Raw genomic sequence first — 26,943 nt, forward strand, 5'->3', positions numbered from 1 at the left:
CCCCCGCACCAAGCGTCCGGTGCGGGGGGTCTCGCGTATTCGGGATCGGGCATGACGAGACCCCCGCACGCGTGCGCACGGGGGTCTCGCTACTGCGGCAAGGCGGCTTGTCGGAGCATCCCTGCCGGATCCGTGGGCCCTTACTCAGCCGGAGCGGGTGGGCGCAGGCCGTTGACGCCCGCGCGGGCCGCCTCGAAGCGGGTCGTCACGTCCGCCCAGTCGACGATGTTCCAGAGGCGGTCGATGTAGTCGGTCTTCACGTTCTTGTACTGCAGGTAGTACGCGTGCTCCCAGGTGTCGAACACCAGCAGCGGCGTGGTGGCGATCGACAGGTTCGAGTGGTGGTCCTTGAGCTGCTGGGTGATCAGCCGCTCGCCGACCGGGTCCCAGGCGAGGATGCCCCAGCCGGAGCCCTGGATGGTGCCGGCGACGGCGTTGAGCTGGGCCCGCAGCCCGTCGAACGAGCCGAAGTGCTCGTCGACGGCGGCGGCGAGTTCGCCGGTGGGCTTGTCGCCGCCGTCCGGGCTCAGGTTCTTCCACCACTGCGCGTGCAGGGTGTGGCCCGCGAGGTTGAACGCCAGCGTGGTCTCCAGGCCGACGATCGAGCTGAAGTCGCCCTTGTCCCGGGCGGCGGCGATCTTCTCCAGGGTGTCGTTGGTGCCCTTGACGTAAGCGGCGTGGTGCTTGCTGTGGTGGAGTTCGTTGATCTCGCCGATGATCACCGGCTCGAGTTGCCCGTAGTCGTAGTCGAGGTCGGGCAGGACGTAGGGAGCCACGAGTCGATTCCTTTGCTGCCAGTCGGTACTACTTGCAACATACTGGCGATAGACCGGTGCCGCCGACCGGGGTCCACAGTGCGGACGGCTCAGCCCGCCACCGGCCAGGTGTGCACGGGCTCACCAGCGTCGCTGAGCTCGATGTAGCGGCGCAGCATCGACGCCAGGGCGGCGTCGCGGTCCAGGCCGCGCGACTCCAGGCACGCGACCGTCTCGCGCTGCCAGGTCGACCCCGTCCGCCGGGCCAGGCAGCGGCGCTCGATGACCCCGAGGTACCGCTCGCGCGCGGCGTCGGAGACACCGCAGTCCTTGAGGCCCTCGTGCGCCATCGGCAGCAGCTTGCGCAGCACCAGCTCGTCCGGTGGCACCCAGCCGATGCCCGGCCAGTACAGCTGGGCGCCGAAGGCGTGCCGGGCGCCGGCGTGCAGGTTCTCCTCGGCTGCCTGGAACGACATCTGCGTCCACAGTGGACGTTCCTCGGTGGTCAGCGCCCGCTGCGCGCCGAAGAAGAACGCCGCGTTGGCGATCAGGTCGAGCACGGTCGGGCCCGCGGGCAGCACCCGGTTCTCCACCCGCAGGTGCGGTACGTCGTCCATCACGTCGTACACCGGGCGGTTCCAGCGCCAGATGGTGCCGTTGTGCAGCCGCAGCTCCGCCAGCCGCGGCGCGCGGCCGGAGTCCAGCGCCTCGAACGGGTCCTCGTCGTCGACCTCGGGCAGCAGACCGGGGAAGTAGCGCACGTTCTCCTCGAACAAGTCGAAGATCGAGGTGATCCACCGTTCGCCGAACCAGACCCGCGGTCGGACGCCCTGGTTCTTCAGCTCCTGCGGGCGGGTGTCGGTCGCCTGCAGGAACAGCGGGATGCGGGTCTCGTGCCAGAGTGCCTTGCGCAGCAGGAAAGGCGAGTTCGCCGCGATGGCGACCTGCACCCCCGCCAGGCACTGCGCGGCGTTCCAGTTGGCCGCGAACTTGTCCGGTGCAACTTGCAAGTGCAGCTGCGCGGACGTGCACGCCGACTCCGGCATGATCGACTCCTGCAGCGCGCGCAGCCGCTCGGCCCGCTGCCCGGGCATCGGCACGCCCTCCATGTGCAGCAGGATCTCCTCGCCGCGCGCGGCGAAGATCTGGTCGTTCAGCCTGCCGTAGCGGGGAAGCGGGGTCAGCCACCTGCTCTCGAAGTGCTCACCGCGCAGCGTCGGCAAGGCGCCGATCATGACCAGCCGGGCCCCGGCGTCCTGCGCCTTGTGACCGGCTTCGGCCAGGGAGTGCCGCAGCTCGGTCTCCAGCTCGGTCGACTCCGCACCGCGCAGCGGGCGCGGGCGGACGTTGAGCTCGAGGTTGTGCTGGCCCAGTTCGGTTGTGTAGCAAGGGTCGTCTATCTTCTCCAGGACCGTCCGGTTGAGCATGGCGGGCTGCAGCGCGCCGTCGACCAGGTTGAGCTCGATCTCCAGGCCCATCCTCGGGGGCTCCTCGGCGAAACCGCCGTCGGTCAGCATCCGCTCCAGCGCGTCGAGGCACCGCTGTACCTTCTGGCGATAGCGTTGCCGGTCTTCTCGGCTGAAAGCGTCTGTTCGAACATCTTGCCCCATGCCGCCCTCCCGTCCGGCCGGATCGGCGTCCGGCACACGCGCGGGGAGCCAACATTCGCACAGCCGGCACCCCCCGGCTAGCGGCCAAATTGGTGCACTCCGTTATCCCTGTGTAACACAGAGCGAGCGGCGGACGATGGGCGTACCTCTGGTTCGCCGACGTGCGAGACTGCCCCCGTGGCGCAGGTGATCGAGGTGGGTGACCCGGCGGATCCGCGGCTGGACGACTTCCGCGACCTGTCGACCGCTGACCGCCGCCCGGACCGTCCGGGTGGGCGGGGGCTGGTGATCGCCGAGGGTGTCGTGGTGGTCGAGAGATTGCTGGCCTCGCCCTACCCAGTGCGCGCGCTGCTCGGGGTCCGCCGTCGGGTCGAAGCCCTGGCGCCACTTCTGGAGCGGCACGACGTCCCCGCCTATGTGGCCACCGCCGAGGTGATGGCCGAGGCCGTCGGGTTCCATCTGAACCGTGGTGTGCTGGCCTGTGCCGACCGCGCCCCCGCGCCCGACCCGCTCGACTTCGTCGCGCACGCCCGCACGCTCGCGGTGCTCGAGGGCGTCGGCGACCACGAGAACCTGGGCGCGCTGTTCCGCAACGCGGCGGCCCTGGGTGTGGACGGCGTACTCCTGGGACCCGGTTGCAGCGACCCGCTCTACCGGCGCAGCGTCCGGGTATCGATGGGACACGTGCTCGCCGTCCCGTTCGCACCGCTGGAGCCGTGGCCGGACGGGCTGAAGTGGTTGCGCGACAGCGGGTTCTCGATCCTGGCGCTCACCCCGCGGGCCGATTCGGTACCGCTGTCCGAGGCCGCTCGCGGGTGCGAACGGGTGGCTGTCCTGCTGGGCTCCGAGGGCCCAGGACTGACGTCGGACGCCATCGCCGCCGCCGACCACGCGGTCCGGATCCCGATGGCGCGCGGTGTGGACTCCCTCAACGTGGCCACCGCCGCGGCGGTCGCCTTCTACGCCCTCGGTGTCGGGGAAAGGGAAACCGGTGGAACTACGCGTCAAGGATGACCACGCCGTCCTCACCGGCGACGACGGCACCGGTGTGCGGGAGGTCGACCCGCACACCCTGCCGCTGGGCGCCGACCTCGCCGAGGCCCTGCACGAGTGGGCGCGGGTGGTCGGCGCGGTCCGCCGCGGCGCCCCCGACGACCCGGCCACCGAAGTCGTCTCCCGCCGCGGCCACCGGCTGGCCGAACGGGTGGCGGGCGTCATGGGCGCCCCGATCAGCTACGTGGACCCCCTGTCGGGAAAGGTGTCGGTTGTGGAACCACCAGTCGTCGAGGTCGATGAGCCCCAGGTCGTGCCCGCCACCGAGGCCGCGCGGGCCGAACCAGCCGAACCGACGCCGTGGGCGACCGGCCTGCTGGTGGCGGCATTCGTGTTGGCACTGGTGCTCTTCGCGGTGCTCACCCTGGCGCTGACCCTCTACGAGACCAACCCGTTCCTGGCCGTCGCCTCGAACCTGGTGGTCAGCGCGGGCCTACTGCCCTCGGTCTGGCTGGCCCGCCGCGTACCGACCTGGCGCTGGGTGGCGGTCGGCGTGGCAGGCGGTATCGCACTGGGCTGGCTGGCCTTGCCCTTCATCGTCTTCAGCTAGTGCTTCCTTAATGCCGGTTGCCTTCCTGAGGTTTCGCTTCGCTCCTTTGGTGTCGCGGTGCGACTCCGCTCGCGTGTTCCTCGATGGTGCCCGGTATCCCCAGCAAACCGCTCCCGCAGCACATCCCCACAGCGAACCGCACCCGCCCGCACACCCCACCCGCAGACCACTCCCGCCCCTGCATCCCATACGCAGCCAAAACACGGGCTGGTGGTCGGTGTCAAGGCATCTTTCCCGCCTTGACACCGACCACCAGCCCGTAGTCACAATTGTGCGTAGGGGATACAGGGCCACCCCAGCCGCACACCAAGGAATCACACCAGGGAATCGCGCCAAGCAGCATGCAGCGCAGCAAAGCGGCCGGAGTCCTCGATCAGGTCCGCAGGCGCCCCGTCCTCCACGATCCGCCCGTCGTCGACCACCAGCACCCGGTCGGCGATCAGCACCGTGGAGAGCCGATGGGCGATGATCAACGCCGTGCGGTCGGCCAGTACCGACTCCAGGGCCCGCTGGACGATCTGCTCGGTCGGGACGTCCAAGCTGGACGTTGCCTCGTCCAGCACCAGCACCGCCGGGTCGGCCAGGAACGCCCGCGCGAACGCGATCACCTGCCGTTGGCCCGCTGACAGCCGACCGCCGCGCTTGCGGACGTCGGTGTCGTAGCCCTCGGGTAGCGCGCACACGAAGTCGTGGCCGCCGACGGCGCGGGTCGCGGCTTCGATCTCCGCTCGGGTCGCCGACGGTTTGCCCAGGGCGATGTTCTCCGCCACCGAACCGCTGAACAGGAAGTTCTCCTGGGTCACCATCACGACCGCGCGCCGCAAGTCCACATCGGACAAGGCGGACAGGTCGATCCCGTCGAGCAGGACGGCTCCGGTGGTGGGGTCGTAGAACCTGGCCACCAGCTTCGCGATGGTCGACTTCCCGGCGCCGGTGGGGCCGACCAGGGCCACCGTCTGGCCCGCGGGCACCGTCAGGTCGAAGGTCGGCAGTACGACCGGCGTGTCCGCCCGGTACCGGAACTCCGTCCGGACGAACTCGACCGACCGGCCGCCGCGCGACTGCCGGGGCAGGGCCGTCGGGTGCTCGGGCTCGCGGACGTCCGGCTCCTCCTCCAGCAGCCCCGAGATCTTCTCCAACGCGGCCGTCGCCGACGAGTACGAGTTCGCGAACATCGCGATGTCGTCCAACGGCTCGTAGAAGCGGCGCAGGTAGAGCGTGAACGCGGTCAGCACGCCCAGTTCCAGGGTGCCGCCCGCCACCCGGTACGCGCCGACGGCGAGCACGACCGCAAGTGAGATGTTGCCGATCATGCGCACGCCCATGGTGAACTGGGCGACCACCTTGAGCGCGTCCCGGTTCGCCTCCCGGTAGCCCGAGTTCAGCGCGTCCAGGATGGACTCGTTGCGCGGCTCGCGGCGGAACGCCTGGACCGCGCGCATGCCGTTCATCGTCTCGACGAACTGCATGATCACCTTGGCCACCCGGCCGCTGGTCGCCCGGTAGGTCTGGTTGGACCGGCGCAGGAACCAGCGGGCCACGAACACCAGCGGCACCGCCATCACCAGCATCACCGCGGCCAGCGGCAGGTCCAGCCAGAGCAGCAGCGCGGTGATCCCGACGATCGAGAGCACCGAGGCCAGCAGGTCGTCCACACCGGACTCCAGCAACTCGGCGAGCGCGTCGATGTCGCTGGTCTGCCGGGAGATCACCCGGCCGGAGGTGTAGGACTCGTGGAAGGACAGGGACAACCCCTGGGCGTGCCGGAAGATCCGCTGCCGCAGGTCGAGGACCACGTCCTGGCCGATCCGCCCGGACGTGCGGGTGAACCCGGCGAAGAGCACCGCCGAGGCGATGCCGGAGAACGCGTACCCGGCGACGCACCAGGCCAGCACGGTCGGGTCGCCCTTGACCGCGGCCGGGATCCCGGTGTCGATGGCCACCGCGATGATCAGCGGGCCGGACAGCCGGGACAGGTTCTCCAGCACCACCAGCGCGAGCGCGAACCACACCCGCGCCATGCGCGGCCGCAGCAGTGAGCGCAGCAGGGCACGCGAGCGGGCCTGGACCTTCAACCCGGCCGCGTGGTCGAGCTGCTCGGTGTCCTCCGCCGCGACACCGCGCCAGGACTCCGCGGGCGCGGACTCGGCAGCCGGTGCCACCGGGGCAGCGGGCGTGGTCACGAGCCCACCTCCGCTCGGTCGTCGTCTGAAGTGGACAGCAGGGCGCGGTAGTCCGGGTTCTCCGCCAGCAGCTGGGAGTGCGTGCCCACCGCCACGATCCGGCCACCGTCGAGCATGGCGACCCGGTCGGCGAGCTGCACCGTCGACGGCCGGTGCGCGACCACGATCGCGGTCACGCCCGCCAGCACGCTGCGCAGCGCGTGCTCCACCTCCGCCTCGGTGTGAACGTCCAAAGCGGACAGTGGGTCGTCGAGCACCAGCACCTTCGGCGCGCCCACCACCGCCCGCGCGAGCGCCAACCGCTGGCGCTGCCCGCCGGAGAGCGAGAGCCCTTCCTCGCCGATGCGGGTGTCCAGGCCCCACGGCAGCCGGTCGACGAAGTCCTCGGCCTGCGCGATCCGCAGCGCCACCCGAACCTGCTCGTCGGAGACGCCCGGCGCGCCCAGCGCCACGTTCTCCCGGACGCTGGCCGAGAACAGCACCGGCTCCTCGAACGCCATCGCCACCACCGTGCGCAGGTCCGCGAGCGCCAGCTCGCGCACGTCGACCCCGTCTACGCTCACCCGGCCGCCGGTCACATCGGCCAGCCGCGGCACCAGCCCGGTCAGCGTCGACTTGCCGGACCCGGTCGGCCCGACCAGCGCGACCGTCTCACCTGGACGGACGGCCAGGTCGACCCCGCGCAGCACCTCGTCGTCCGAACCGGGGTGCGCGAACCGCACACCGTCGAACAGCACCGCCCCGACACCGGAGGCGGGCAGCGGGCGCGGCGCGGCCGGGTCGGTGATCGTCACCGGGGCGTCGCGCACCTCCCAGTACCGGGTCACCGCGGTGGCCACCTTGTTGGCCTCGGCCAGCAGCCAGCCGATCGAGTCGGTCGGCCAGCGCAGGTAGCTGGCGACGGTGATGCCCGCGACCACGGTGCCCACGCTCATCGAGCCGTCGACGATGCCGAACGTGCCGAACAGCAGCTGCGCGGCGATCCCGGCCTCCGGCAGCACGATGATCGCCGCCCAGAGCACGGCCAGCCGCCGGACCTTCTGCAGCTCGGTCGCGCGCAGCTCGCGGGCCTGCGCGGCGAAGCGCTTGCCCAGGTGCGCGCCGCGGCCGAACGCCTTGAGCACCCGGATGCCGAGCACCGACTCCTCGACCGTGGTCGCCAGGTCGCCCACCTGGTCCTGGGCCCGGCGGGTCAGCACCGCGTACTGCGACTCGTAGAGCGAGGAGATCAGGACCAGCGGCAGCGCGCACACCAGCGTGACCACCCCGAGCACCGGCGAGAGCACGAACATCAGGCCCATGCCCAGCACCAGCGTGATCGAGTTGACCACCAGGAAGATCCCGCTGAACGCGACGAAGTGCCGCACCGTGGTCAGGTCCGACATCGCCCGCGACAGCAGCTGACCCGACTGCCAGCGGTCGTGGAAGGAGATCGGCAGGCGCTGCAGGTGCGCGTACAGGTCGGCCCGCATCCGGGCCTCGACCAGCGTGCTCGGTCCGGCGATCAGCCGACGGCGGAGGTAGAACATCAGCGCCTCACCCGCGCCGAGCGCCGCCACCGCCAGGACCAGCCACGGCAGCGGCCCGGTGTCGCGCGCGGCGACCGGCCCGTCCAGGATCTGCTGGATCACCACCGGGATCGCCAGCCCGCACACCATCGAGGCGAGCACCGCCGCGGCCGAGCCGATCAGCCGCCCGCGCACCGGTCGCAGGTACGGCGAAAGCCGTCGTATCGCACCCAGCGTCGTCGCCCGGTCCATCTCGCCCCCTGAGGTCCGAGCGACGACGGTAGGCGAACCCGGCGCCCCGGGGCATCCGGTTTTCTACGCGGGCGGCTCGCCCACGATCTGCAGCACGGCCGCGTGGAAGTTGAACCCGAGCCCCGCGCCCACCAGGACGACGATGTCCCCGGCGACCAGGGACCCGGTCTCCACCAGGTGGTTGAGGCCCGCGCAGTGGTCGCCCGCGCCGAGGTGGCCGACACCGCGGCCGTAGTCCCACACCGTCTGCTCGGCGCGGTAGCCGAGCACGTCGTAGTTCTCCCGCTGGTCGCCACCGCGGTGCAGGAACGGCAGCACCGCGCGGGTGACGTCCTTGATGTCGAGGTTCGCCGCCCGCAGCGCCTGGTCGTGCACCGCGGTCAGCGCGGCCTCGTACCGCCCCCACGCCGCGGGCGCCTCGGGCAGCCCGGCGAACTGCATGAACCGCTGCGCCATCGGCACCGGCGCGTGCTGCCCCGGCGCGAACCCGAACGGCGTGGTGCCGCGGGTGGCGATCTCCAGCCCGTTGTCGGCCCCGGCCGCGGTGGCCAGGACCTCGGCGAAGCCCCCGTTCGCCGAGAGCACCATGGCCGTGCCGCCGTCACCGAAGATCAGGTCCTGCAGGCTGCCCCACCGGTCGATGGCGGGCGCGGCGTAGTTGTCACCGGTGGTCAGCAGCGCGGTCTCGGCGAACCCGGCCGTCAGCCAGGCCGTCGCCAGCCGGAGCGACCCGAGCCCACCGATCGACTGCTGCTGGATGTCGTAGGAGCTCGGGTGCGCGCCGACGGCGTTGTTCGCCACGTACGCGGCGGCGGGCCACAGGTCCAGACCCTGGAACCAGTGGCTGGCGTGCAGCACCAGCCCGATACCGGCCGGATCGGCCCCGGCCCGCGCGATGGCCTGCCGGGCGGCGGTGATCGCCATCTGCGGCCCGGTCAGCGCGTCGGCGACCGCGATCGAGTCGAACCCGAGCCCCTGGTGGGTCGGCGGAACGAGCCCGTCGGCGATCGCGTCGGCTAACGAGACGGTCTGCGGAGTCCAGGTGGCGGTCGCCGAGATGAAGACGGACATGGTCGTACCCCATTACGAATAGTCGTTGACCTGCGGAGAAAGTGGGGATCAACCTGAGCGTTTCACGTTCACCTGACGACCGGCTGACGCCGGTTAGTTCCACACTGGACATTTGTGTCCACTGTGGGTATTCGGCGGAATTCGGCCGGCAGGCGCCGGTCAGCCGACCTCGGGCATCATGGCGGCATGACCCGCCCCGAGCCGGTGCGCTTCCTGCGCACCGAACCGAGCATGGCGTACCCCGAGGGCAGACTCCTCGCCCTGCGCGCGGCCGACCTCTACGTCCTGGCCCCGGACGGCTGGGACCGTCTGGGCCGCCCACGCCCCGACAACGCCACCTGGCTCACCCGCGAGGCCGCAGAGGACTGGTGCGAACGCGAAGGCTGGGACCTCGACCTACTGGACGCCGTCCCAACCCCGTGACCCCGCCCCAAAGCCTGACCTGACCTGACCTGAGCCCCCAGCCCTTAGACAGCGACCTGTCCACCCCGCCGCAACTTCGCCCACCTGACGGCGGCCCAACCGTCCCTTCCCGACAACAACCAAGCTGCCCCCGGCAACCCAACCCCACCCCGCTGACCACTCCCGCCCCTGCATCCCATACGCAGCCAAAAACACGGGCTGTATCCCCTTGTCAAGGCATCTTTCCCGCCTTGACAAGGGGATACAGCCCGTAGTCACACTTGGCGTAGGGGAAGCAGGGACCCAGGGGCCCCACACCCATCAGGCCCTAGAACTCAACCCCGGTTGGACCGAGTCCCCAGCAGCACGTCCTCCCAAGACGGCACGATCGGCCGCGCCTTCTTGGCCTTCGGCCTCCGGGCGGGCTCGGTCTTGCGGGCCGGTTCCTCGATCAGCGCGTCCTGTTCGGCTTCCGGCTGGTCTTCGTGCAGGTCCACCACGGCGGCGGCTTCCTCCTCGATCGGTTCGGCTGGCTCGGTGGGGGACGGGGTCAGCTCGAAGTCCTCGACGAAGTCCTGCTCGGTGCTCGGTTCCGGCTCGTGCGCGACCGGCACCGCGGGCTCGGGCACCGGGGCGACCGGCGGCGCGAACGCGTCGAGCTCCGGGTCGGTGTCCAGCTCGGCCGGGTCCAGGTTGAGCGCGGCCTGGGCCAGCTCGGTCACCGGCCGCACCGTGCGCAGCGGCCGGTTGGGCTGGGGGTCGAGCAGGTCGTGGGCGTGCTCGTCCAGCGGGCTCACCGTGCCGCCGTGCGCGCCGGGGTGGAACGACCAGTGCGCGCGGTTGAGCGAGCGGCCCGCGGTCCAGCTGATCTGGACGACCCACTTGCCGTCCTCGCCGCGCCAGGAGTCCCAGCCCGCCGCGGCGTAGTCCTGGCCGCGCAGCCCGAAGGAGTGCGCCACGACCTCGCCGAGGGTCTGCAGGTCTGGACCGTCCTCGCGGACGGGGTGCGCGCGCTGGGCCAGGTCGGCCGTGCGCGATCGCTCTAGCAGGACCGGGTAGGCGAAGCGCTCGACCTTGTGCGCCGGGATGCCCGCCGCCTCGCTCACCTGCTCGACGGACTCTCCCGCGCGGATGCGGGTCTGGATCTCCCGAGGACGCATCTGGCTCTCCAGCTCGATCTCGATCTGGCCGAGTCGGGTGACGTCGCCACGTGCCGCGGCACGCAGTCGCTCGTCGGCGGGGAGGGTGAAGCGCTCGCCACGCGCCGGGTCCTCGCAGATGATGGTCTTGCCGTCATCCGAGAGCCCGACGACCCGCAGCGCACGCATCGCGAACCTCCCTGCGACCTGAGCAGACTTCACTCGCCAGCGTCCCACGGTAGATCGGCGAACTTCGAACACGCGCTAGGCGCGCCGCGATCTCCGTGACATCCTGTCGTGATCTTGCCGTATCCGACCGGGCGACCGCATCCTGGTTAGTCCAGCGTTCACCCGTTCGCCGGGCGTGTCGGTACTGCTCCGACACGCCCGGTGCCGGGCTCAGGCCAGCCGGTCGACGACCCAGTCGATCGCCCGGGTCAGGGTGCTGACGTCCTCGGGGTCCACGGCCGGGAAGGTCGCGACCCGCAGCTGGTTGCGGCCCAGCTTGCGGTAGGGCTCGACGTCGACGATGCCGTTGGCGCGCAGCGCCTTGGCCACCGCGGCGGCGTCGACCTGCTCGGCGAAGTCGATGGTGACGACCACCTGGGAGCGGTGCGCCGGGTCGGTGACGAACGGCGTGGCGTAGGAGCTCTGCTCCGCCCAGGTGTAGAGGCGGTCGGAGGAGTCCTTGGTGCGCGCGACCGTCCAGTCGAGACCGCCGTTGCCGTTCATCCAGTCCAGCTGCTCGGCCAGCAGGAACAGCGTGGCGACCGAGGGGGTGTTGTAGGTCTGGTCCTTGATCGAGTTGTCCAGCGCGGTCGGCAGCGACAGGAACTCCGGCACCCAGCGGTCCGAGGCGCCGATCTCGGCGACCCGCTCCAGGGCGGCGGGGCTCAGCAGCGCCAGCCACAGGCCGCCGTCGGAGGCGAAGGACTTCTGCGGGGCGAAGTAGTAGGCGTCGAAGTCCTCGGCCTTGACCGGCAGACCGCCCGCGCCGGAGGTGGCGTCGATGGCGACAAGGGCACCCTCGGAACCCGCGGGCCGCACGACCGGGACGGCCACGCCGGTGGAGGTCTCGTTGTGCGCCCAGCCGACCAGGTCGGCGCCCTCGGCGTAGCTGATCTCCGGCGCGCTGCCCGGCTCGGCGGTGACCACGATCGGGTCGGCCAGGAACGGGGCCTTCTTGTTCACCGTGGCGAACTTCGCGGAGAACTCGCCGTAGGTGAACAGCTGGGCCCGCTCGCGGACCAGGCCGAACGCGGCCGCGTCCCAGAACGCGGTGGTGCCGCCGTTGCCGAGCACGACCTCGTAGCCCTCGGGCAGCGAGAACAGGTCGCGCAGACCGGAGCGCACGCGCCCGACCAGCGACTTCACCGGCTTCTGCCGGTGCGAGGTGCCCAGCAGCTCGGCACCCTCGGCCGCGAGCGCGGCCACCTGCTCGGGACGGACCTTGGACGGCCCGCACCCGAATCGGCCGTCGGAGGGCTTGAGCTCCGCGGGGAGCTCCAGCGTGCTCGGATCGGCGGTCTGCGTCATCGGGAGCGCCTTTCAGGGAAAGGAACGACTGGGGACGACCCCGGCTACGTTGGCGGAGCGGCGTCCCCAGTCTGGCACTCCTCAGCTCTCGCGGGTCCGCCAGCCCCGGTCGTCGACGCCGCCGGGGATGGCCGCCGGTGTGCCGTACGGTTCCCGGGTGAAGACGAAGGTCGCCAGGTCCAGGTGGGTGGGGGTGCCGTCGGCCGCCCGGCACAGGCGCAGCGTCTCGCCCGCGTAGTAGCCGTCCAGGCCGGTCCAGGTGTCCCGGCCCTCGGGACGGAACCGGGACTGGCGGCCGCGGCCGGTGACCGGCGCCAGGTTGAGCCAGCCGTCGGGCAGCAGCCGCAGCACGTGCGGGGTCGGGCCCCAGTGCCACTGGCCGGTCAGCGCCAGCAGCTCGGGGTCGGCCTCGGTCATCGGCTCCCACTCGGCGGGCAGCGCGGGCTCGTGCTGCTCGACCAGCTCGATCAGGTCGGCGCAGATGGCCCCGATCGGCACCCCGGAGGTGGAGTTGGTCATCAGCAGCGCGCCGGTGCCGGTCTTCGGGTCGACCAGGTTCATCGCCAGGAAGCCGGGCATCGAGCCGCCGTGGCCGGCCAGCTTGCGGCCGTTGACCCGCAGCACCTGCAGGCCCAGGCCGTAGCCCGCGCCCCAGGTGGCGTCGTCGTCGATGTGCGCGGGGGCGCGCATCTCGGCCACGGTGTCCGGGTGCAGCACCTCGCCGGTGTCGCCGCCGACGAACCGGGTCCAGCGGGCCAGGTCGTCGAGGCTGCACCACAGCTGCCCGGCCGGGGCCATCGCGCCCGCGTCCGGGGTGGGCTCGTGCAGCAGCAGGTCGGCGTAGGGGTGCACGGCCCAGCCGGTCGCGGCGGGGGACTCCGGGTGCGGGCTGGTGCGGGTCATGCCCAGCGGGCCGAGCACCTCGGTGCGCAGCGCGTCGAGCCAGGAGGTGCCGCGCAGCCGGGCGACCAGCTCGCCGAGCACGCCGTAGCCGACGTTGGTGTAGTGGAAGCGCTGGCCGGGGCGGTGCTTGACGGCCTCCTCGGTGAGGCTCTTGTCCAGCGCCGACCAGTCGGCGCCCGCGGCCCGCTCCCACCACAGGCCGGGGGACTCGGAGGTCAGGCCACCGGTGTGCGCGAGGAGCTGGGCGACGGTGACGTCGCCGAACGACGTGCCCGGGACGTGCTTGTCGAGCGGGTCGTTGAGGTCCAGCTTGCCCTCGTCGCGCAGCCGCAGCACGAGCACGGCGACGAACGACTTGGTGATCGAGCCGATCCGGTACTGGGTGTCGGCCGTGGGGGTCTTCCCGTCGACCTTTCCGCGCGCGCCGGTCCAGACGAGCTGGTCGCCCCGGACGACACCCGCCACGATGGACGGTGCGCGGGTCTCGGCCTGTTCGACCGCGAGCCGGCGCAGCAACGCGAACTCAAGTGTCTGCAGCATGCTTGGAATTGTGCGTCATAAATCAACCCAATAAGCCACGGGCCATGGCTGTGGTGACCGCGGCGGTGCGGTCGGAGACATCGAGTTTCCCGAATGCGCGCAACAGGTGGGTTTTCACCGTCGCCTCGCTGATGTGCAGCGCCCGGCCGATGTCGGCGTTGGTCAAGCCCTTGGCGACCAGCGCCAGTACCTCGACCTCCCGACCGGAAAGCCCCTGTTTGGGGGGTTGACGGACCTGCCGGACCAATCGCCCGGCTACGGAGGGTGCCAACACCGTCTCGCCCCGGTTGGCCGCGCGGACCGCACCCGCCAATTCCGCCCGGGAGGCGTCTTTCAGCAGATATCCGGCCGCCCCCGCTTCGACCGCGCGCAAGATGTCGGAGTCGGTCTCGTAGGTGGTCAAAACCACCACTTTGCTCCGAATGCGCTCGGCGGTGATCCGTTCAGTGGCGCCGACGCCGTCCAGGCCGGGCATCCGCAGGTCCATCAGGATCACGTCGGGCAGCAGCACCCTGGCCACCGCGACGGCCTCGTCGCCGGAGCCCGCCTCGCCGACGACGGTCAGGTCCGGCTCGGCCTCGAGCATGCCGCGCAGGCCTTCCCGCACGACGGGGTGGTCGTCGACCAGGACGATGGTGATCACGTCGGTACCTCCACGGTCAGGGTCGTTCCCGCGCCCGGGGCGCTGGTGAGGACCACGGTGCCCGCCACCTGCTCGGCCCGCGCGCGCATCCCGCGCAGCCCGTACCCGGTGGCGGGGGCGTCGGGGTCGAAGCCGCGGCCGTCGTCGCTGACGGTGAGCGTGACCCCGGTCGGCGAGTGGCACAGGTCGACGGTGACCGCCCCGGCCTCGGCGTGCTTGCGGATGTTGGCCAGCGCCTCCTGCGCGGCGCGCAGCAGGACGACCTCCACCCCGGTGGGCAGCCCGCCCGGGTCGCCCTCGGTGTGGAAGTCGGCCTGCACACCGGTCTCCGCGGCCAGCCGCTCCACCTGCCGCTGCAGCGCCTCGGTCAGCGTGCCGTCGTCGAGCGCGGTCGGCGAGAGCGCGGCGACCAGCGCCCGCGCCTCGGCCAGGTTCTCCCGGGCGGTGCGCAGCGCCAGGTCGAGCGAGTGCCGCACCTTGGCGCTGTCCCGGTCCACTTCGGACTCCGCGGCCTGCACCAGGGTGACGATGCTGGTGAACCCCTGGGCCAGCGTGTCGTGGATCTCGCCCGCCAGCCTGCCCCGCTCGGCGGCCACCCCGGCCTGGTGCGAGAGCTGCGCGACCTGGGCCCGGGTGGCTTCCAACTCGGTGATCAGCGCGGCCCGCTCGTCGCTCTCGGCGACGATGCGGTGGATGTAGGTGCCGATCAGCAGTGCCAGCCCCAGCCCGAGGAACGAGGTCGGCAGCTGGTCGCGCCACCCGTCCAGCGAGCCCAGCCGCAGCCCGTTGAGCACCGGCGGGACCGTGTTGAGCAGGACCACCACCGGCGCCGCCGCGGGCATCGGCAGGGACATGAACACCAGCGGGCACATCACGAACAGCAGGTAGGTGCTCATCGGCACGAACCAGGTGGCGGTGAGGAACAGCAGCGACGCCGCGGCCACGAACGCCGCCGTGTGCCCCGGGTGGTCGCCCAGCACCGCGTGCCGCCTGCCGTGGACCACGTAGAGCACGGCGATCGCGGCGGTCGCCGCGATCGCCACCAGCCGGTCGCCCGGCCTGCCCGAACTGGCGACGACCAGGATCGTGACGAACGCGTAGCCGAGGGCGAAGTACAGGTCCCACAGCCAGAACGCCCGGTTCCACGCCCTGATCTCCGCCACCGGGTTCACCCCGCCCGCTTGTCGGTCCAGCGGAAGGTCGTCAGGCACAGCACCAGCCCGATCAGGCACCACGCGCCCAGCACGAGCGCGGTCACCGGGTGTTCCCACGAGCCCGCCACCTCTCCCGCGGCCATGCTGTCCGGCAAGAACACCGAGCGGAAGCCCTGGCCCATCCAGCGGACCGGGAAGAACGCCGCCACCCGCACCATCGCCTCGGGGAGCGAGCTTATGTGCACGAAGACCCCCGAGGTGAACTGCAGCACCAGGACCGGCAGGTTGAGCACGGCCGCGGCACTGCGCGCCGTGCGGGCCAGACCGCTGGCGGCGATGCCGAGCAGCGTGCAGGCCACGATGGACAGCGCCAGCAGCCAGCCGAAGGTCAGCCAGCGGCCCGGGTCGGTGGGCAGCTCCAGGTCGAACATCAGCACACCGACGGCCAGCAGCAGGGCCACCTCGGCCAGGCTCGCGACGGCCACCAGCACGGTCTTGCCGATGAAGTAGGCACCGGCGTTCACCGGCGTCCCCCGCAGCCGCTTGAGCGTCCCGTCCTCCCGGTCGTTCGCGATCCCGGTACCGATGCTGATGAAGGCGGTCGACAGGATCCCGTAGGCGATCATGCTCGCGGCCAGCACCTGGCTCATCGGGCTGCCCGGACCCGGCTCGTCGTTGATCGACCCCAGCAGCGCCAGCACGATCGCTGGGAAGCTGAAGGTGAAGATCACCGCGCCCTTGTCCCGGAAGAACATGCGCAGCTCGACCCCACCCCTCGAGAGGCCGGTGCGCAACGTGGACGGGAGTGCGGTGGTGCTGCTCGGTAGTGCCAGTGCCGTGGTCATGCGCTTGCCCCGATCAGGTCCAGGTAGATGTCCTCCAGGCTGGGTTGGCGCACCTGCAGCCCGCTGATACCGCCGCGCCCGTCCAACTGGACGACGGTGCCGATCGGGTCGGTGGTGCGCACCTCGTGCGGCCCGGCACCGTCGACCCAGCTGACCGTCGCGGGCGCCCGATCCCGCCCCCCGACGGTCCGCGGCGTCCCCTCGGCCACGATCCGCCCCGCCGCGATCACGGCCAGCCGGTCGGCGAGAGCCTCGGCCTCGTCGAGGTAGTGCGTGGTGAGCAGGATCGTGGTGCCTTCACCGGAAAGTGTCCGAACCAGGTCCCAGAACTGCCTGCGGGCCTCGGGGTCGAACCCGGTGGTGGGCTCGTCCAGGAAGAGGAGCCGGGGCCGCCCGATGATCCCGAGCGCCACATCCACGCGCCGCCGCTGACCACCGGAAAGCGACCGGACCCGGGCATTGACCTTCTCCCGGAGCCCACACAGGTCGATGACATCCTCGACGGCACGCGGATTCGGGTAGTAACCACGGAAATGCTTGATGGTCTCGCGCACGGTCAACTCGGCGGCATCAGTAGCGGTCTGCAAGACAATGCCGATGGTCGCCCGCCAGTCCCGACCGGCGGTGCCGGGGTCCTGCCCCAGCACCCGCACCGTGCCGTTGTCGCGTTGCCGGTAGCCCTCAAGTATCTCGGTGGTGGTGGTCTTGCCCGCCCCGTTGGGACCGAGGAGGGCGAAGACCTCGCCCTCCCGCACCTGGAGGTCGATCCCGGCCACTGCCCGGTGGGACCCGTAGTGCTTGTGGAGATCTCGCACTTCGATCGCGTTCATGGGACTAATGCTGGTCGTTGGGAGGGGGCGGGGGGACGAGCGAGCGGTTGAACCTGGCTGTCAACCGATCGGTGGACACCGACGTAAGCCCCACACCCCCAGACCCCTGACCCTCCAGGCCCAAGCCCCACCCGGCTCAGGCCGACACAATCCCTATGCCTATCTCTGTCCTTTCCATCTCTAAAACCTAAGCCCCACGCCACGCAACACCCGGTACGGATGTGCTCGATCTGGCGGACTCCCTTTGTGTGGGGGGAGAGTGCCGCTAACCTTGACCTGGTGGTGGGGATGCCCTTCACCCCACGCTTTTTCCCCACAGCGGTGCTCTAGGGGCCCCGCGCAAAGGGAGTTCGCCAGATCGAGCCTGCGTCTTAGTCGGGCAACCTGTATGAGCTACGCCCAGTTCACGAAACGTAGCCCATACGGGTTGCCCGACTTAAGAGCGGGCTCGATTCAGTGAACTCACTTCGTGCGGGGCCCCTAGAGCACCGCGGTGGTGAAAAAAGGGCGGGTGAAGGGCATCCCCACCACACGGCAAGTTTAGCGGTACTCTCCCCCCACACGAAGCGAGTCCACTGAATCGAGCACATCCGTAACGGGTGTTGCGTTCCGTAGGGCTTGGGAATTAGGGATTGAGAGCGAAGAGTAAAAGCGAAGAGCGGGATTGAAGAAGGGAGGGGGCTGGGTAAGAAAAGAAGCAGCCCACCTGTGGGGGTGGGCTGCTTGGTGGTGCTGGTGCTGCTGTTCGTTCTTGTGCCGCTGGGCTAGTGGGCGATCGCGTCCCAGCCTTCGACGTCCTCGGGGCGGCGGGGGTCCGGGCCGATGTACTTGGCCGCGGGGCGTACCAGCCTGCCGGTGCGCTTCTGCTCCATGATGTGTGCGCACCAGCCCGCTGTCCGGGCGCAGGTGAACATGGCGGGCATCATGTGCGGGGGCACCTGGGCGAAGTCGAGGATTACCGCTGCCCAGAATTCGACGTTGGTCTCGATGGCGCGGTCGGGGCGGCGTTCGCGGAGTTCGGCCAGTGCGGCCTGTTCCAGTGCCGCTGCTACCTCGTACCGCTCTGCGCCGAGTTCCTTGCAGGTGCGGCGTAGGACGCGGGCGCGTGGGTCTTCCGCTCGGTAGACCCGGTGGCCGAAGCCCATGAGTCGTTCCTTGCGGTCCAGCAAGCCCTTGACGAAGCCGCGTGCGTCTCCGGTGCGCTCTACCTCGGCGATCATCGGGAGTACTCGGGCGGGGGCGCCGCCGTGCAGGGGGCCGGACATGGCGCCGATGGCGCCGGAGAGGGAGGCGGCGACGTCGGCGCCGGTGGAGGCGATGACGCGGGCGGTGAAGGTGGAGGCGTTCAGGCCGTGCTCGGCCGCCGAGACCCAGTAGGCGTCGATGGCGGCGACGTGGGCCGGGTCCGGGTCGCCGCGCCAGCGGGTCATGAAGCGTTCGGTGATGGTGTCGCACTCGTCGATGCGGCGCTGCGGGATGGCGGGCTGGTGGATGCCGCGGGCGGACTGGGCCACATAGGACAGCGCCATGACCGAGGCGCGGGCCAGCTGTTCGCGGGCCTCGTCGTCGGAGATGTCGAGCAGCGGGCGGTAGCCCCAGATCGGGGCGAGCATGGCCAGGCCCGCCTGCACGTCCACCCGGACGTCACCGGAGTGCACCGGGAGCGGGAACGGTTCGGCGGGCGGCAGGCCGGGGCCGAAGCGGCCGTCGACCAGCAGGGCCCACACGTTGCCGAAGGTCGTCTTGCCGACGAGGTCCTCGATGTCGACGCCGCGGTAGCGCAGGGCACCGCCGTCGCGGTCGGGTTCGGCGATCTCCGTGCGGAAGGCGACGACCCCTTCCAGACCCGGTCGGAAGCCGTCGTCGGGTTCTGCCGCCGCGGTGGCAGCGGAGGGTGTCTGCTGGATGTCCCGCACCGCGTTGTGCATTCGCCTCGCCTTTCACACGCCATGTCCACGACGGGTTACGCGTATCGGCAGCGGCACTTCGAGGCAGATCGCCCACGCCGGGCACCACTGCACGGCTGTCCAGCAACCATGCTCCTGGTGCGGGCGGTTAGCAATCGTTCACTCTGGTGTCTTCGGTCACGATCCAGTGAAACGATCCAGATTGTCGATGGTCTCCAGTACGGCTGTTCCCGTGTCCGCTGTCACCGTGCGGGCGGTTCCCGTTCACCTCGATTCCCCGTACCGTCCAAGTCCTGCGGTTGACCCCCGCTCGGGCTGCGAGGAGAGATGCGGTATGGCTGACGGCGAGATCGCCCTGGACCTTCCCACCATGCGCGTGTCCTACGAAAAGGGCGACCTGCAGCTGAGCGACCTCGCCGAGACCTGGCACCAGCAGCTGCAGGCCTGGCTGGACGAGGCCAAGCAGGCCGGTCTGTCCGAGCCGAACGCCATGGTGCTGGCCACCGCGGGCGCCGACGGCATGCCGTCCTCGCGGACCGTGCTGGCCAAGGGGCTCGACGCGCGCGGTCTGGTCTTCTTCACCAACTACACCTCCGCCAAGAGCCACGACCTGAGCGCCACCCGCTACGCCTCGGCGACCTTCCCCTGGTACGGCCTGCACCGGCAGGCCACCGTGCGGGGGACCGTCGAGAAGGTGAGCCAGGCCGAGACCGCCGCCTACTGGGCAAAGCGCCCGCGCGGGTCGCAGCTGGGCGCGTGGGCCTCGCCGCAGTCGATCGTGGTGAGCGGGCGCGGGACGCTGGAGACCGCGCTGGCCAATGTGGAGCGCCGGTTCGCCGACTCGGAGACCGTGCCGGTGCCGCCGCACTGGGGTGGCTGGCGGATCCAGCCCGAGCTGGTGGAGTTCTGGCAGGGACGCCGCGACCGGATGCACGACCGGCTGCGCTTCAAGCTGGCCCGCGACGGGTGGAAGGTCGAGCGGCTCGGCCCGTAGGACCGGGCTAAATCACAGGCTCACAACTCGTTAGTATGCCTAAGCTAACGAGTTGTGAGTACCCCAACGGAGCGCCGCGCACGCGCTAGCCGAGCCCGGGGGATCCTGGGCAAGGTCGTCATCGACACCCGGCCGTTGCGCATCCGCGACTACCGCCGCATGTGGCTGTCCACCGTGGTCACCGCGGTCGGCAGCCAGCTCACCGCCGTCGCCGTGCCCAAGCAGGTCTACGACCTGACCGGCTCGTCCGGCTGGGTCGGCCTGACCGGGGCGGTCGGTCTCGTGCCGCTGCTCGTCTTCGGCCTGTGGGGCGGTGCGATCGCCGACGCGATCGACCGGCGCAAGGTCATGTTCATCAGCAACCTGGGCGTGGCCACCACCTCGGGCCTGCTGTGGCTGCAGGCGTTCACCGGGTTGGACTCGGTGGCCGTCGTGCTCGTCCTGCTGGGCCTGCAACAGGCGTTCGTGGCGGTGAACATGCCCGCCCGCAGCGCCGCGATCCCCCGGCTGGTGCCGCCGGAGCTGCTGGCCCCGGCGAACGCGCTCAACTTCACCACGTTCACCTTCGGCATGGTGTTCGGCCCGCTGGCCGCGGGCGCGCTGATCCCGCTGCTCGGTCTGTCCACCCTGTACCTGATCGACACGGTGGCCCTGGTGGTCGCGCTGGGGCTGGTGTCGCTGCTGCCCGCGATGCCGCCGGGGGAGGGCTCCTCGCGCACCGCCGGGCTGCGCGACATCGCGGACGGCTTCAGGTACCTGTCGGTCAAGAAGCTGCTGCTGGTGTCGTTCCTGGTCGACATCATCGCGATGGTCTTCGGCATGCCCCGGGCGCTGTTCCCGGAGATGGCCGAGCGCACCTTCGGCGACCCGCCCGGCGGCGGCCCCGCGCTGGGCTGGCTGTACGCGGCGATCCCGATCGGCTCGGCGCTGTTCGGCCTGTTCTCCGGGGCGTTCGCCCGGATCACCAGGCAGGGCGCGGTGATCGCGATCTCCATCGGGGTGTGGGGCGTGGCGATGGTGGGCTTCGGCCTGTCGACCTCGATCTGGCTGGCCGCGGCGTTCCTCGCCCTCGGCGGCGGCGCCGACCTGGTGAGCGCGGTGCACCGCAGTTCGATGCTGCAAACCGAGGCCACCGACGAGATGCGCGGCCGGATGCAGGGCGTGTTCACCGTGGTTGTCGCGGGTGGTCCCCGGATCGCGGACCTGGTGCACGGTTGGGGCGCCGCGGCCGTGGGCACGGCGGTCGCCGCGACGGTGGGCGGCGTGCTGGTGATCGTGCTGACCGCGGTGACCGTCGCCGCCGTCCCGTCCTTCTGGCGCTTCCGCTTCACCCCGGAACCCGAGCCGGTCAAGTGACGTCGGTATGGGCCCGGGTCACGCCCCGGGCCCACACCACCTGAGCTGTCAGTTGCCGTTGTCGGGTGCGATGAACAGCACCGACGAGGCGGAGCTCTCGCTGGAGTTGCCGGAGCTGCCCGGCGGGACGAACTCCGTAGCCCCCTCACAGCTCAAGTTCTCGAACAGCACCGCCCCTGACGAGGTGTTGTTCGAGTAGGTGAAGGCCGGTTCCGCGAGCTCGAGGCACTCGCCGTCGGCCGGGTTCTCCAGCTGCTGGCCCTCGCCGTAGCTGAAGACGCCGTCGGCGGCGAAGGCCGGCGCCGCCGAGAGCGCGAGTGCTGTCGCTGCCAGGACGGCCGCACCGGCCAGTCCCCTGGGGAATCGCATGGCTGCATCCATTCCGTGCGGTTGCGTTTGGACACAGGGAGAATTTCACAACCGCGGCAGGCAGAACCAAGAGTCACCCGGTCGTGCGGCCCGCGAGCACCTGTACCAGCAGCTCGGCCACGAGGTCGCCCTGGCTGCCGTCCTGGTCGAGATCCGGGTCGTAGATGGCCAGGTCCAGCCCAACGCACGACGGGTGCCCCGCCAGCGGGGTGACCAGCTCCACGAACTCCCGCGCCGACAAGCCGCCCGGATCGGGTGAGTCCACAGCGGACAGAACCGACGGGTCGAGCACGTCCACGTCGAGGTGCAACCAGAACGCGCCGTGCCGGCCGAGCACCCACGCCGCGGTCTCGGCGGCCCCGTGCCCCCGGATGTCCGGCGCGGTCCGGAAAGCGATGCCCGCCTCGGTCATCTCGGCGAGGTAGTCGTCGTAGTCGCGGATCCCCAGGACGGTGACGTCAGAGTCCGCGAAGTACCGGCCACCGATCTGCCCACGACCGGTGACGTGGGCCAACACCTCACCCGCGGCAGCACCGACGGTGTCCGAGTTGCCGGGATGGCGCAGGTCGGAACTGCCGTCGAGGTAGACGAGCCCAATCCGACGATCGCTCTCGTGCGCGACCAGCCCGGGACCGAGGAGCAGGCTGCAATCACCGCCGAGCACCACCGGGAAGTCACCTGCGGCAATCGCCGGAGCCAACCGGTCGGCAAGAGCACGCGCGTACGCGTCGATCTCGCGGGCGTGGAAGACACCACCGCCCTCGCTCCACCCACCCCGGTCATAGCGCGGCGCGACAAGATGCCCCAGGTCACGGGCCCCAAGACGGCTCAGCAAACCACGATCACGCAACGCACCGGGCGCCTTGGCGGCGCCGGGCACCGTACCCGGCACCGGCGGCCGAAGACCGAGGTTGGTGGGCGCGTCCAACAGGGCAAGGGTCATGCTAACCAGTGTAAGCCCATGACTAGTTACCCTGAGACGACGAAGTGTGAAGTAGGAGCGATGACACGCGGCTTGGGTGACGTCGTGGTGCTCAATGGGGTGAATTGGCTTTGTTCGGGGCCCCTAAGAAAAGAGGCGCCGGGGTGAAGCGGGTGGGGAAGGGATCACCCACGCCTGGGTCAGGCTAGCGCCTCTTTTCTCCCCAAACAAAGCCAATCCACTCCATCGAGCACCGTCCATCGAGGTCGGTTCCGTTGCGGTGGGCATCGCGGGGCACGTTGCGATTGACTGATCACCCACGCCCCCCGAGCCGGACGCGGAGACGCGTCAACCCGACAGCCGCTGAAGCTCGGCAGCGTCATGCGCCGAGAACACCGTCACCTCACCCCGATGCCCCTGCACCATCTCGTGCAGCCGCTTCTGGTTGGCGTGCCGTGCTTTCCCATCGATCTGCGCCACGCTCTGGAACACGCGCAGCCCCGGCGGGCAGGACGGCACCGGGTCCATCTCGGCCCGGTTGAAGTACGTGTCGCCCGCGTGCAGCAGCCAGCCGGTGTCGGAGTTGACCGCGACGCCGCAGTGCCCTCGGGTGTGGCCCTGCAGCGGCACCAGGAGGAAGTCGTCGGACAGGCCGGGCAGCGGGCGGACGGCTTCCAGACCCATCCACCGTTCGCCCGCCGAGGGTTCGTGGATCTCCCACTTCGGGTTGTGCGCCCAGTGCGCGCGCCGGTAGCGGGCCTTCTCGCTCGCCGTCGCCGGGGTCATCGCCGCGCGGTGCTCGGGGCCGAAGACGTGCACGCGGGCGTCGGGGAAGTCGGCGATGCCGCCCGCGTGGTCGAGGTCGAGGTGGGTGAGCACGATGTGCCGGACATCGGAACGGTTGTAGCCTAAGGCTTCCAGCTGGCGCAGCGCCGCCTGGGCCGGGTCGCGCACCGGCCGGACCAGGGCGACGAACGGACCGGGCAGGGTGTCGCGCGGGTTGGCCAGGTCGGCCACGCCGAAGCCGGTGTCGACCAGGACCAGGCCGTCGTCGCCCTCCACGAGGAGCACGTGGCAGACCAGGTGGGCCGTCCGGAACAGGCCGGGCGCGCCGTCGACGAGCTTGCCGCCCAACGGGTGCATGCTGCCGCAGTCCAGGTGTCGTACGCGCATCAGTGTCCTCTCAACAGCGGGGCGAGGGTCTTACCCACCGCGAGCAGCGGCGCGGTGTCACGGCAGTTCCGGGCGAGCAGCTGGGCGCCCTGGATGGCGGCGAGGAGGGTGCTGGCCAAGGTGTCGGCTTGGCTGGAGAACCCTTGCCGGACTAGGTAATCGCTGAGCAGGGCGTGCCAGCGGGCGAAGGCTTCCGCGCACGCGGCCCGCACCGACTCGGTGTCGCCGATGTCCTGCGCCACTGTCCCAATAGGACAGCCGGTGCGGTAGTCGGAGGCGACCAGCTGGGCGGCGAGCCCCTCGACGATCGCGGTGAGCGCGCTCGCGCCGTCTTCGGCCTCGGCCAGTGCGTCGGCGATCCAGGCGCACAGCTCCGCGCTCGACAGCTCGATCGCCTCGGCGGCCAGTTGCTCCTTGCCGCCGGGGAAGTGGAAGTAGAGCGAGCCCTTGGGGAGGCCGCCCTCGGCGAGCACCTGGTTGAGCCCGGTGCCGTGGTAGCCCTGCCTGCTGAACAGCTCGGCCGCCGTGCGCAGCGTGCGGTCCCGGGTATCGCTTCGACGTGCCACGACGGCTAATATACAGACCGGTCTAGTAAATGCCAGCGGTATTACCCTCGGTCAGATGGACGAGACCGAGATCCGCCGCGCCGGTGCCCGAGCCGTCGTGACCACCACCGGGGCCACCCTGCGCCTGTTCGAGGTCGGCGGTGTGCCCTACCTGGAGACCTTCCCGCCGGGGGAGAAGGCCCCGATGGGCGCGGGCGCGGTCCTGGTGCCCTGGCCGAACCGGGTCGCGGGCGCGGTGTGGACCCACGAGGGCGAGCAGCTGCACCTCGAGGTCACCGAGGCCGCGCGCGGCAACGCCAGCCACGGCCTGGTCCGCCGCGAGACCTGGGAGGTCGTCGAGCACGCCGAGTCCTCGGTGACGCTCGCGGTGGTCGTCGACGGTCGCCCCGGGTGGCCGTTCCCGTTTCGCGCCACCATGACCTACGCGCTCGACGAGACCGGCCTGACGGTCACCCACGGTGTCGAGAACCTCGGCGAACGCCGAATGCCCTTCGGCGTCGGCGCGCACCCGTACCCGCGCCCGGCGGGCATCGACGTGGACGACTGCGTGCTGACCCTCGCCGCCACCACCCACCTGCCGCTGGACCCCGAGCGCATGGTCCCCACCGGCGACGCCGTCCCGGTGGAGAAGGTCGACCGCCCGCTGCGCGAGCTCAACCTCGACGACGCCTACGGCGGCTGCGAACCCGGCGCGGACGGCCTGGTCCGGCACACCCTGCGCGCCCCCGGCGGCGGCGTCGAAGTCTGGGCGGACGCCGTTTTCCGGTGGGTTCAGGTCTACACGCCCGATTCGTTCCCCGGCCGGGAAGCGGGCCGCGCGGTCGCCATCGAACCGATGACCTGCCCGCCCGACGCGCTCAACTCCGGCACCGACCTGCTCTTCCTCGACCCCGGCGCCCAGTGGTCGGCGTCCTGGGGCCTCGCGCCGCTAGGGTCGACGTCGTGACTATCGCGGTGACAGGCGGCTATGTGGTGCCCGTCGTGGGGACCCCCATCGACGGCGGAACGGTCCTGATCGACGGCGGCAAGATCGTGGCTGTCGGCCCGGCGGCCGACGTGGACATCCCGGACGACGCCGAGGTCGTGGACGCCTCCGGCTCCTGGGTCCTGCCCGGTTTCGTGGAGGCGCACGGACACCTCGGCGTGCACGAGGAGGCCGAGGGCTGGGCCGGCCAGGACACCAACGAGATGACCGATCCCAACACGGCCCGGGTCAAGGCCATCGACGGCATCAACCCGGCAGACGAGGGCTTCCGCGACGCGCTCGCGGGCGGGGTCACCACGATCGTCGTGAAACCCGGCTCCGGCAACGTGATCGGCGGCCAGACCGTAGCGGTCAAGGCCTGGGGCCGCACAGTCGACGACATGCTGCTGCGCGATCCGGTGAGCATGAAGAGCGCACTGGGCGAGAACCCCAAGCGCGTCTACGGCGACAAGAAGATGATGCCGTCGACCAGGCTCGGCGTCGCGGCCGTGATCCGCGAGGCCCTGACCAAGGCCCAGGACTACAAGGCCAAGCGCGAACACGCGGAGACCGAGGGCAAGCCCTTCGACCGAGACCTGACCAACGAGGCCCTGGTCCGAGTCCTCGACGGCGAACTCCCGTGGTGCCAACACGCCCACCGCGCCGACGACATCGCCACCGCCCTGCGCCTCGCGGACGAGTTCGGCTACAAACTGGTGCTGAACCACGGAACCGAGGCACACCTGCTCGCCGACCTGATCGCCGAACGGGACATCCCGGTCGTCATCGGCCCGCTGTTCACCAGTCGGGTCAAGGTCGAACTGCGCCAGCGAACCCTGCGCAACCCCGGAATCCTCGCCAAGGCAGGCGTCCGGATCGCGATCACCACCGACCACCCGGTCGTCCCGATCAACTTCCTGGTCCACCAGGTCACCCTGGCGGTCAAGGAGGGCCTGAACGAGGAAACCGGCCTGCGCTCGATCACGGTGAACCCAGCGGAGATGCTGGGACTGGACGACCGGGTCGGAGCACTGAAACCGGGACTGGACGCGGACCTGGTGATCTGGTCGGGAGACCCACTGGACGTGATGAGTCGGGCAATGCGGGTGTTCATCAACGGGAACGAGGTCTACCACTTTGACGAGACACAGGGTATCGGAGTCACGAAGGATCCGTATTACCGAGGATAATCCCGTCCCCCACCCCCGCTGGTACCGCAGCGGATAGGCGGACCCCGCTGGAAGGCCAGGGAGTCCCTCCCTCCCTCCCTCCCTCCCTCCCTCCCTCCCTCCCTCCCTCGCTGGTACCGCAGCAGATAGGCCGACCCGCTGGAAAGCAACGCCCGCTACGAATGCTCGATCTGGTGGACTCGCTTCGTGTGGGGGGAGAGTGCCGCTAAACTTGCCGTGGGTGGGGATGCCCTTCCCTGCCCTTTTCTCTCCACCGCGGTGCTCTAGGGGCCCCGCACGAAGCGAGTTCACCCGATCGAGCCCCTCGTCTTTTCCTCGGGCAGCCCCAGCGATGAGCCGCCAACAAGGTCGACCGTAGGTCGGCGTGCGGCACGCCGTCCGAGCTGCCCGAGTAAAGCGGAGGCTCGATTGGCTGGACTGCCTTCGCGTGGGGCCCCTAGAGCACCGCGGTGGTGAAAAAAGGGCGGGTGAAGGGCATCCCCACCACACGGCAAGTTTAGCGGTGCTCTCCCCCCACACGAAGGCAGT

General features: G+C 70.5%; 24 protein-coding genes. 7 read left to right on the forward strand and 17 right to left on the reverse strand.

The genetic code is table 11. The features are described from left to right. Window positions 1–140: 140 nt before the first annotated feature. On the reverse strand, window positions 141–776 hold the full coding sequence (locus QSK30_RS30525; RefSeq protein ID WP_285508154.1) for a superoxide dismutase: 636 nt from the start codon (window positions 774–776) through the stop codon (window positions 141–143). Between the two features lie 89 nt (window positions 777–865). Further along, on the reverse strand, window positions 866–2,365 hold the full coding sequence (locus QSK30_RS30530) for a glutamate-cysteine ligase family protein (RefSeq protein WP_285508155.1): 1,500 nt from the start codon (window positions 2,363–2,365) through the stop codon (window positions 866–868). 177 nt (window positions 2,366–2,542) lie between these two features. On the opposite strand from QSK30_RS30530, the gene QSK30_RS30535 reads away from it, so the two are divergent. Both QSK30_RS30535 and QSK30_RS30540 read left to right on the forward strand, forming a co-directional pair. Beyond that, window positions 2,543–3,379: a TrmH family RNA methyltransferase gene (locus QSK30_RS30535; protein ID WP_285508175.1), complete on the forward strand. Its 837-nt coding sequence runs from the start codon at window positions 2,543–2,545 to the stop codon at window positions 3,377–3,379. After that, entirely contained in the window at window positions 3,357–3,968 is a 612-nt protein-coding gene (locus tag QSK30_RS30540) for a DUF2537 domain-containing protein (protein WP_285508176.1), read from the forward strand. The genes QSK30_RS30535 and QSK30_RS30540 overlap by 23 nt, the downstream gene beginning before the upstream one ends. Window positions 3,969–4,282: 314 nt before the next feature. Here QSK30_RS30540 and QSK30_RS30545 read toward each other — a convergent pair whose 3' ends face one another. From QSK30_RS30545 to QSK30_RS30555, 3 genes are all read right to left on the reverse strand, one after another. Continuing rightward, window positions 4,283–6,151 (reverse strand): ABC transporter ATP-binding protein, encoded by a 1,869-nt coding sequence (locus tag QSK30_RS30545; protein WP_285508178.1) that lies wholly within the window; start codon window positions 6,149–6,151, stop codon window positions 4,283–4,285. After that, entirely contained in the window at window positions 6,148–7,911 is a 1,764-nt protein-coding gene (locus QSK30_RS30550; RefSeq protein ID WP_285508180.1) for an ABC transporter ATP-binding protein, read from the reverse strand. Before QSK30_RS30550 ends, QSK30_RS30545 begins: the two co-directional genes overlap by 4 nt. Before the next feature lie 63 nt (window positions 7,912–7,974). Further along, window positions 7,975–8,982, reverse strand: coding sequence for a ketoacyl-ACP synthase III family protein (locus QSK30_RS30555; protein ID WP_285508182.1), 1,008 nt, complete (start codon window positions 8,980–8,982; stop codon window positions 7,975–7,977). A gap of 186 nt (window positions 8,983–9,168) precedes the next feature. Between QSK30_RS30555 and QSK30_RS30560 the strand changes: the two genes are divergently transcribed. Beyond that, window positions 9,169–9,405 carry a hypothetical protein gene (locus tag QSK30_RS30560; RefSeq protein ID WP_285508184.1) on the forward strand — a complete coding sequence of 79 codons (237 nt, stop codon included), beginning with the start codon at window positions 9,169–9,171 and terminating at the stop codon, window positions 9,403–9,405. Between the two features lie 314 nt (window positions 9,406–9,719). Here the strand turns inward: QSK30_RS30560 and sepH are convergent, their stop codons facing one another. The 8 genes from sepH to QSK30_RS30600 all read right to left on the reverse strand — a co-directional run bounded on the left by sepH (window position 9,720) and on the right by QSK30_RS30600 (window position 18,902). Beyond that, on the reverse strand, window positions 9,720–10,712 hold the full coding sequence (gene sepH, locus QSK30_RS30565) for a septation protein SepH (RefSeq protein ID WP_285508186.1): 993 nt from the start codon (window positions 10,710–10,712) through the stop codon (window positions 9,720–9,722). Window positions 10,713–10,922: 210 nt separating this feature from the next. Continuing rightward, a complete protein-coding gene (gene serC, locus QSK30_RS30570; protein ID WP_285508187.1) occupies window positions 10,923–12,059 on the reverse strand; it encodes a phosphoserine transaminase in 1,137 nt (378 codons plus the stop codon). 81 nt (window positions 12,060–12,140) lie between these two features. Next, window positions 12,141–13,502, reverse strand: a complete 1,362-nt coding sequence (locus QSK30_RS30575) for a serine hydrolase domain-containing protein (RefSeq protein ID WP_285508189.1) — start codon at window positions 13,500–13,502, stop codon at window positions 12,141–12,143. Window positions 13,503–13,524: 22 nt separating this feature from the next. Beyond that, window positions 13,525–14,145 (reverse strand): response regulator, encoded by a 621-nt coding sequence (locus QSK30_RS30580; protein ID WP_285508190.1) that lies wholly within the window; start codon window positions 14,143–14,145, stop codon window positions 13,525–13,527. Beyond that, complete coding sequence (locus tag QSK30_RS30585; protein WP_285508191.1) at window positions 14,142–15,308, reverse strand: sensor histidine kinase; 1,167 nt, start codon at window positions 15,306–15,308, stop codon at window positions 14,142–14,144. The genes QSK30_RS30580 and QSK30_RS30585 overlap by 4 nt, the downstream gene beginning before the upstream one ends. A 5-nt stretch (window positions 15,309–15,313) precedes the next feature. Further along, window positions 15,314–16,144 carry an ABC transporter permease gene (locus QSK30_RS30590; RefSeq protein WP_285508192.1) on the reverse strand — a complete coding sequence of 277 codons (831 nt, stop codon included), beginning with the start codon at window positions 16,142–16,144 and terminating at the stop codon, window positions 15,314–15,316. After that, a complete protein-coding gene (locus QSK30_RS30595; RefSeq protein WP_285508193.1) occupies window positions 16,141–16,974 on the reverse strand; it encodes an ABC transporter ATP-binding protein in 834 nt (277 codons plus the stop codon). Before QSK30_RS30595 ends, QSK30_RS30590 begins: the two co-directional genes overlap by 4 nt. A 764-nt stretch (window positions 16,975–17,738) precedes the next feature. Beyond that, window positions 17,739–18,902: a citrate synthase 2 gene (locus tag QSK30_RS30600; RefSeq protein ID WP_285508196.1), complete on the reverse strand. Its 1,164-nt coding sequence runs from the start codon at window positions 18,900–18,902 to the stop codon at window positions 17,739–17,741. 313 nt (window positions 18,903–19,215) lie between these two features. Here QSK30_RS30600 and pdxH point away from each other — a divergent pair, with 313 nt between their 5' ends. Next, a complete protein-coding gene (gene pdxH / locus QSK30_RS30605; RefSeq protein ID WP_285508198.1) occupies window positions 19,216–19,875 on the forward strand; it encodes a pyridoxamine 5'-phosphate oxidase in 660 nt (219 codons plus the stop codon). Window positions 19,876–19,929: 54 nt separating this feature from the next. After that, window positions 19,930–21,231 carry an MFS transporter gene (locus QSK30_RS30610; protein WP_285508200.1) on the forward strand — a complete coding sequence of 434 codons (1,302 nt, stop codon included), beginning with the start codon at window positions 19,930–19,932 and terminating at the stop codon, window positions 21,229–21,231. Window positions 21,232–21,279: 48 nt separating this feature from the next. Here QSK30_RS30610 and QSK30_RS30615 read toward each other — a convergent pair whose 3' ends face one another. The 4 genes from QSK30_RS30615 to QSK30_RS30630 form a co-directional block, all read right to left on the reverse strand. After that, a complete protein-coding gene (locus QSK30_RS30615; RefSeq protein WP_285508201.1) occupies window positions 21,280–21,600 on the reverse strand; it encodes a hypothetical protein in 321 nt (106 codons plus the stop codon). Between the two features lie 73 nt (window positions 21,601–21,673). Continuing rightward, window positions 21,674–22,543 (reverse strand): arginase family protein, encoded by an 870-nt coding sequence (locus QSK30_RS30620; protein WP_285508203.1) that lies wholly within the window; start codon window positions 22,541–22,543, stop codon window positions 21,674–21,676. A 327-nt stretch (window positions 22,544–22,870) separates the two neighbouring features. Continuing rightward, complete coding sequence (locus QSK30_RS30625; protein ID WP_285508205.1) at window positions 22,871–23,695, reverse strand: MBL fold metallo-hydrolase; 825 nt, start codon at window positions 23,693–23,695, stop codon at window positions 22,871–22,873. Further along, the gene (locus tag QSK30_RS30630; protein WP_285508207.1) at window positions 23,695–24,261 is read right to left on the reverse strand and encodes a TetR/AcrR family transcriptional regulator; all 567 of its coding nucleotides are present in this window, start codon (window positions 24,259–24,261) and stop codon (window positions 23,695–23,697) included. Before QSK30_RS30630 ends, QSK30_RS30625 begins: the two co-directional genes overlap by 1 nt. A 55-nt stretch (window positions 24,262–24,316) precedes the next feature. On the opposite strand from QSK30_RS30630, the gene QSK30_RS30635 reads away from it, so the two are divergent. Together QSK30_RS30635 and QSK30_RS30640 are read left to right on the forward strand one after the other, a co-directional pair. Then, window positions 24,317–25,207, forward strand: coding sequence for an aldose 1-epimerase family protein (locus QSK30_RS30635; RefSeq protein ID WP_285508209.1), 891 nt, complete (start codon window positions 24,317–24,319; stop codon window positions 25,205–25,207). Beyond that, window positions 25,204–26,415: an amidohydrolase gene (locus QSK30_RS30640; RefSeq protein WP_285508211.1), complete on the forward strand. Its 1,212-nt coding sequence runs from the start codon at window positions 25,204–25,206 to the stop codon at window positions 26,413–26,415. Before QSK30_RS30635 ends, QSK30_RS30640 begins: the two co-directional genes overlap by 4 nt. Window positions 26,416–26,943: the final 528 nt, after the last annotated feature.

It is taken from the genome of Actinokineospora sp. NBRC 105648 (genome assembly GCF_030269645.1).
Lineage (GTDB): Bacteria > Actinomycetota > Actinomycetes > Mycobacteriales > Pseudonocardiaceae > Actinokineospora.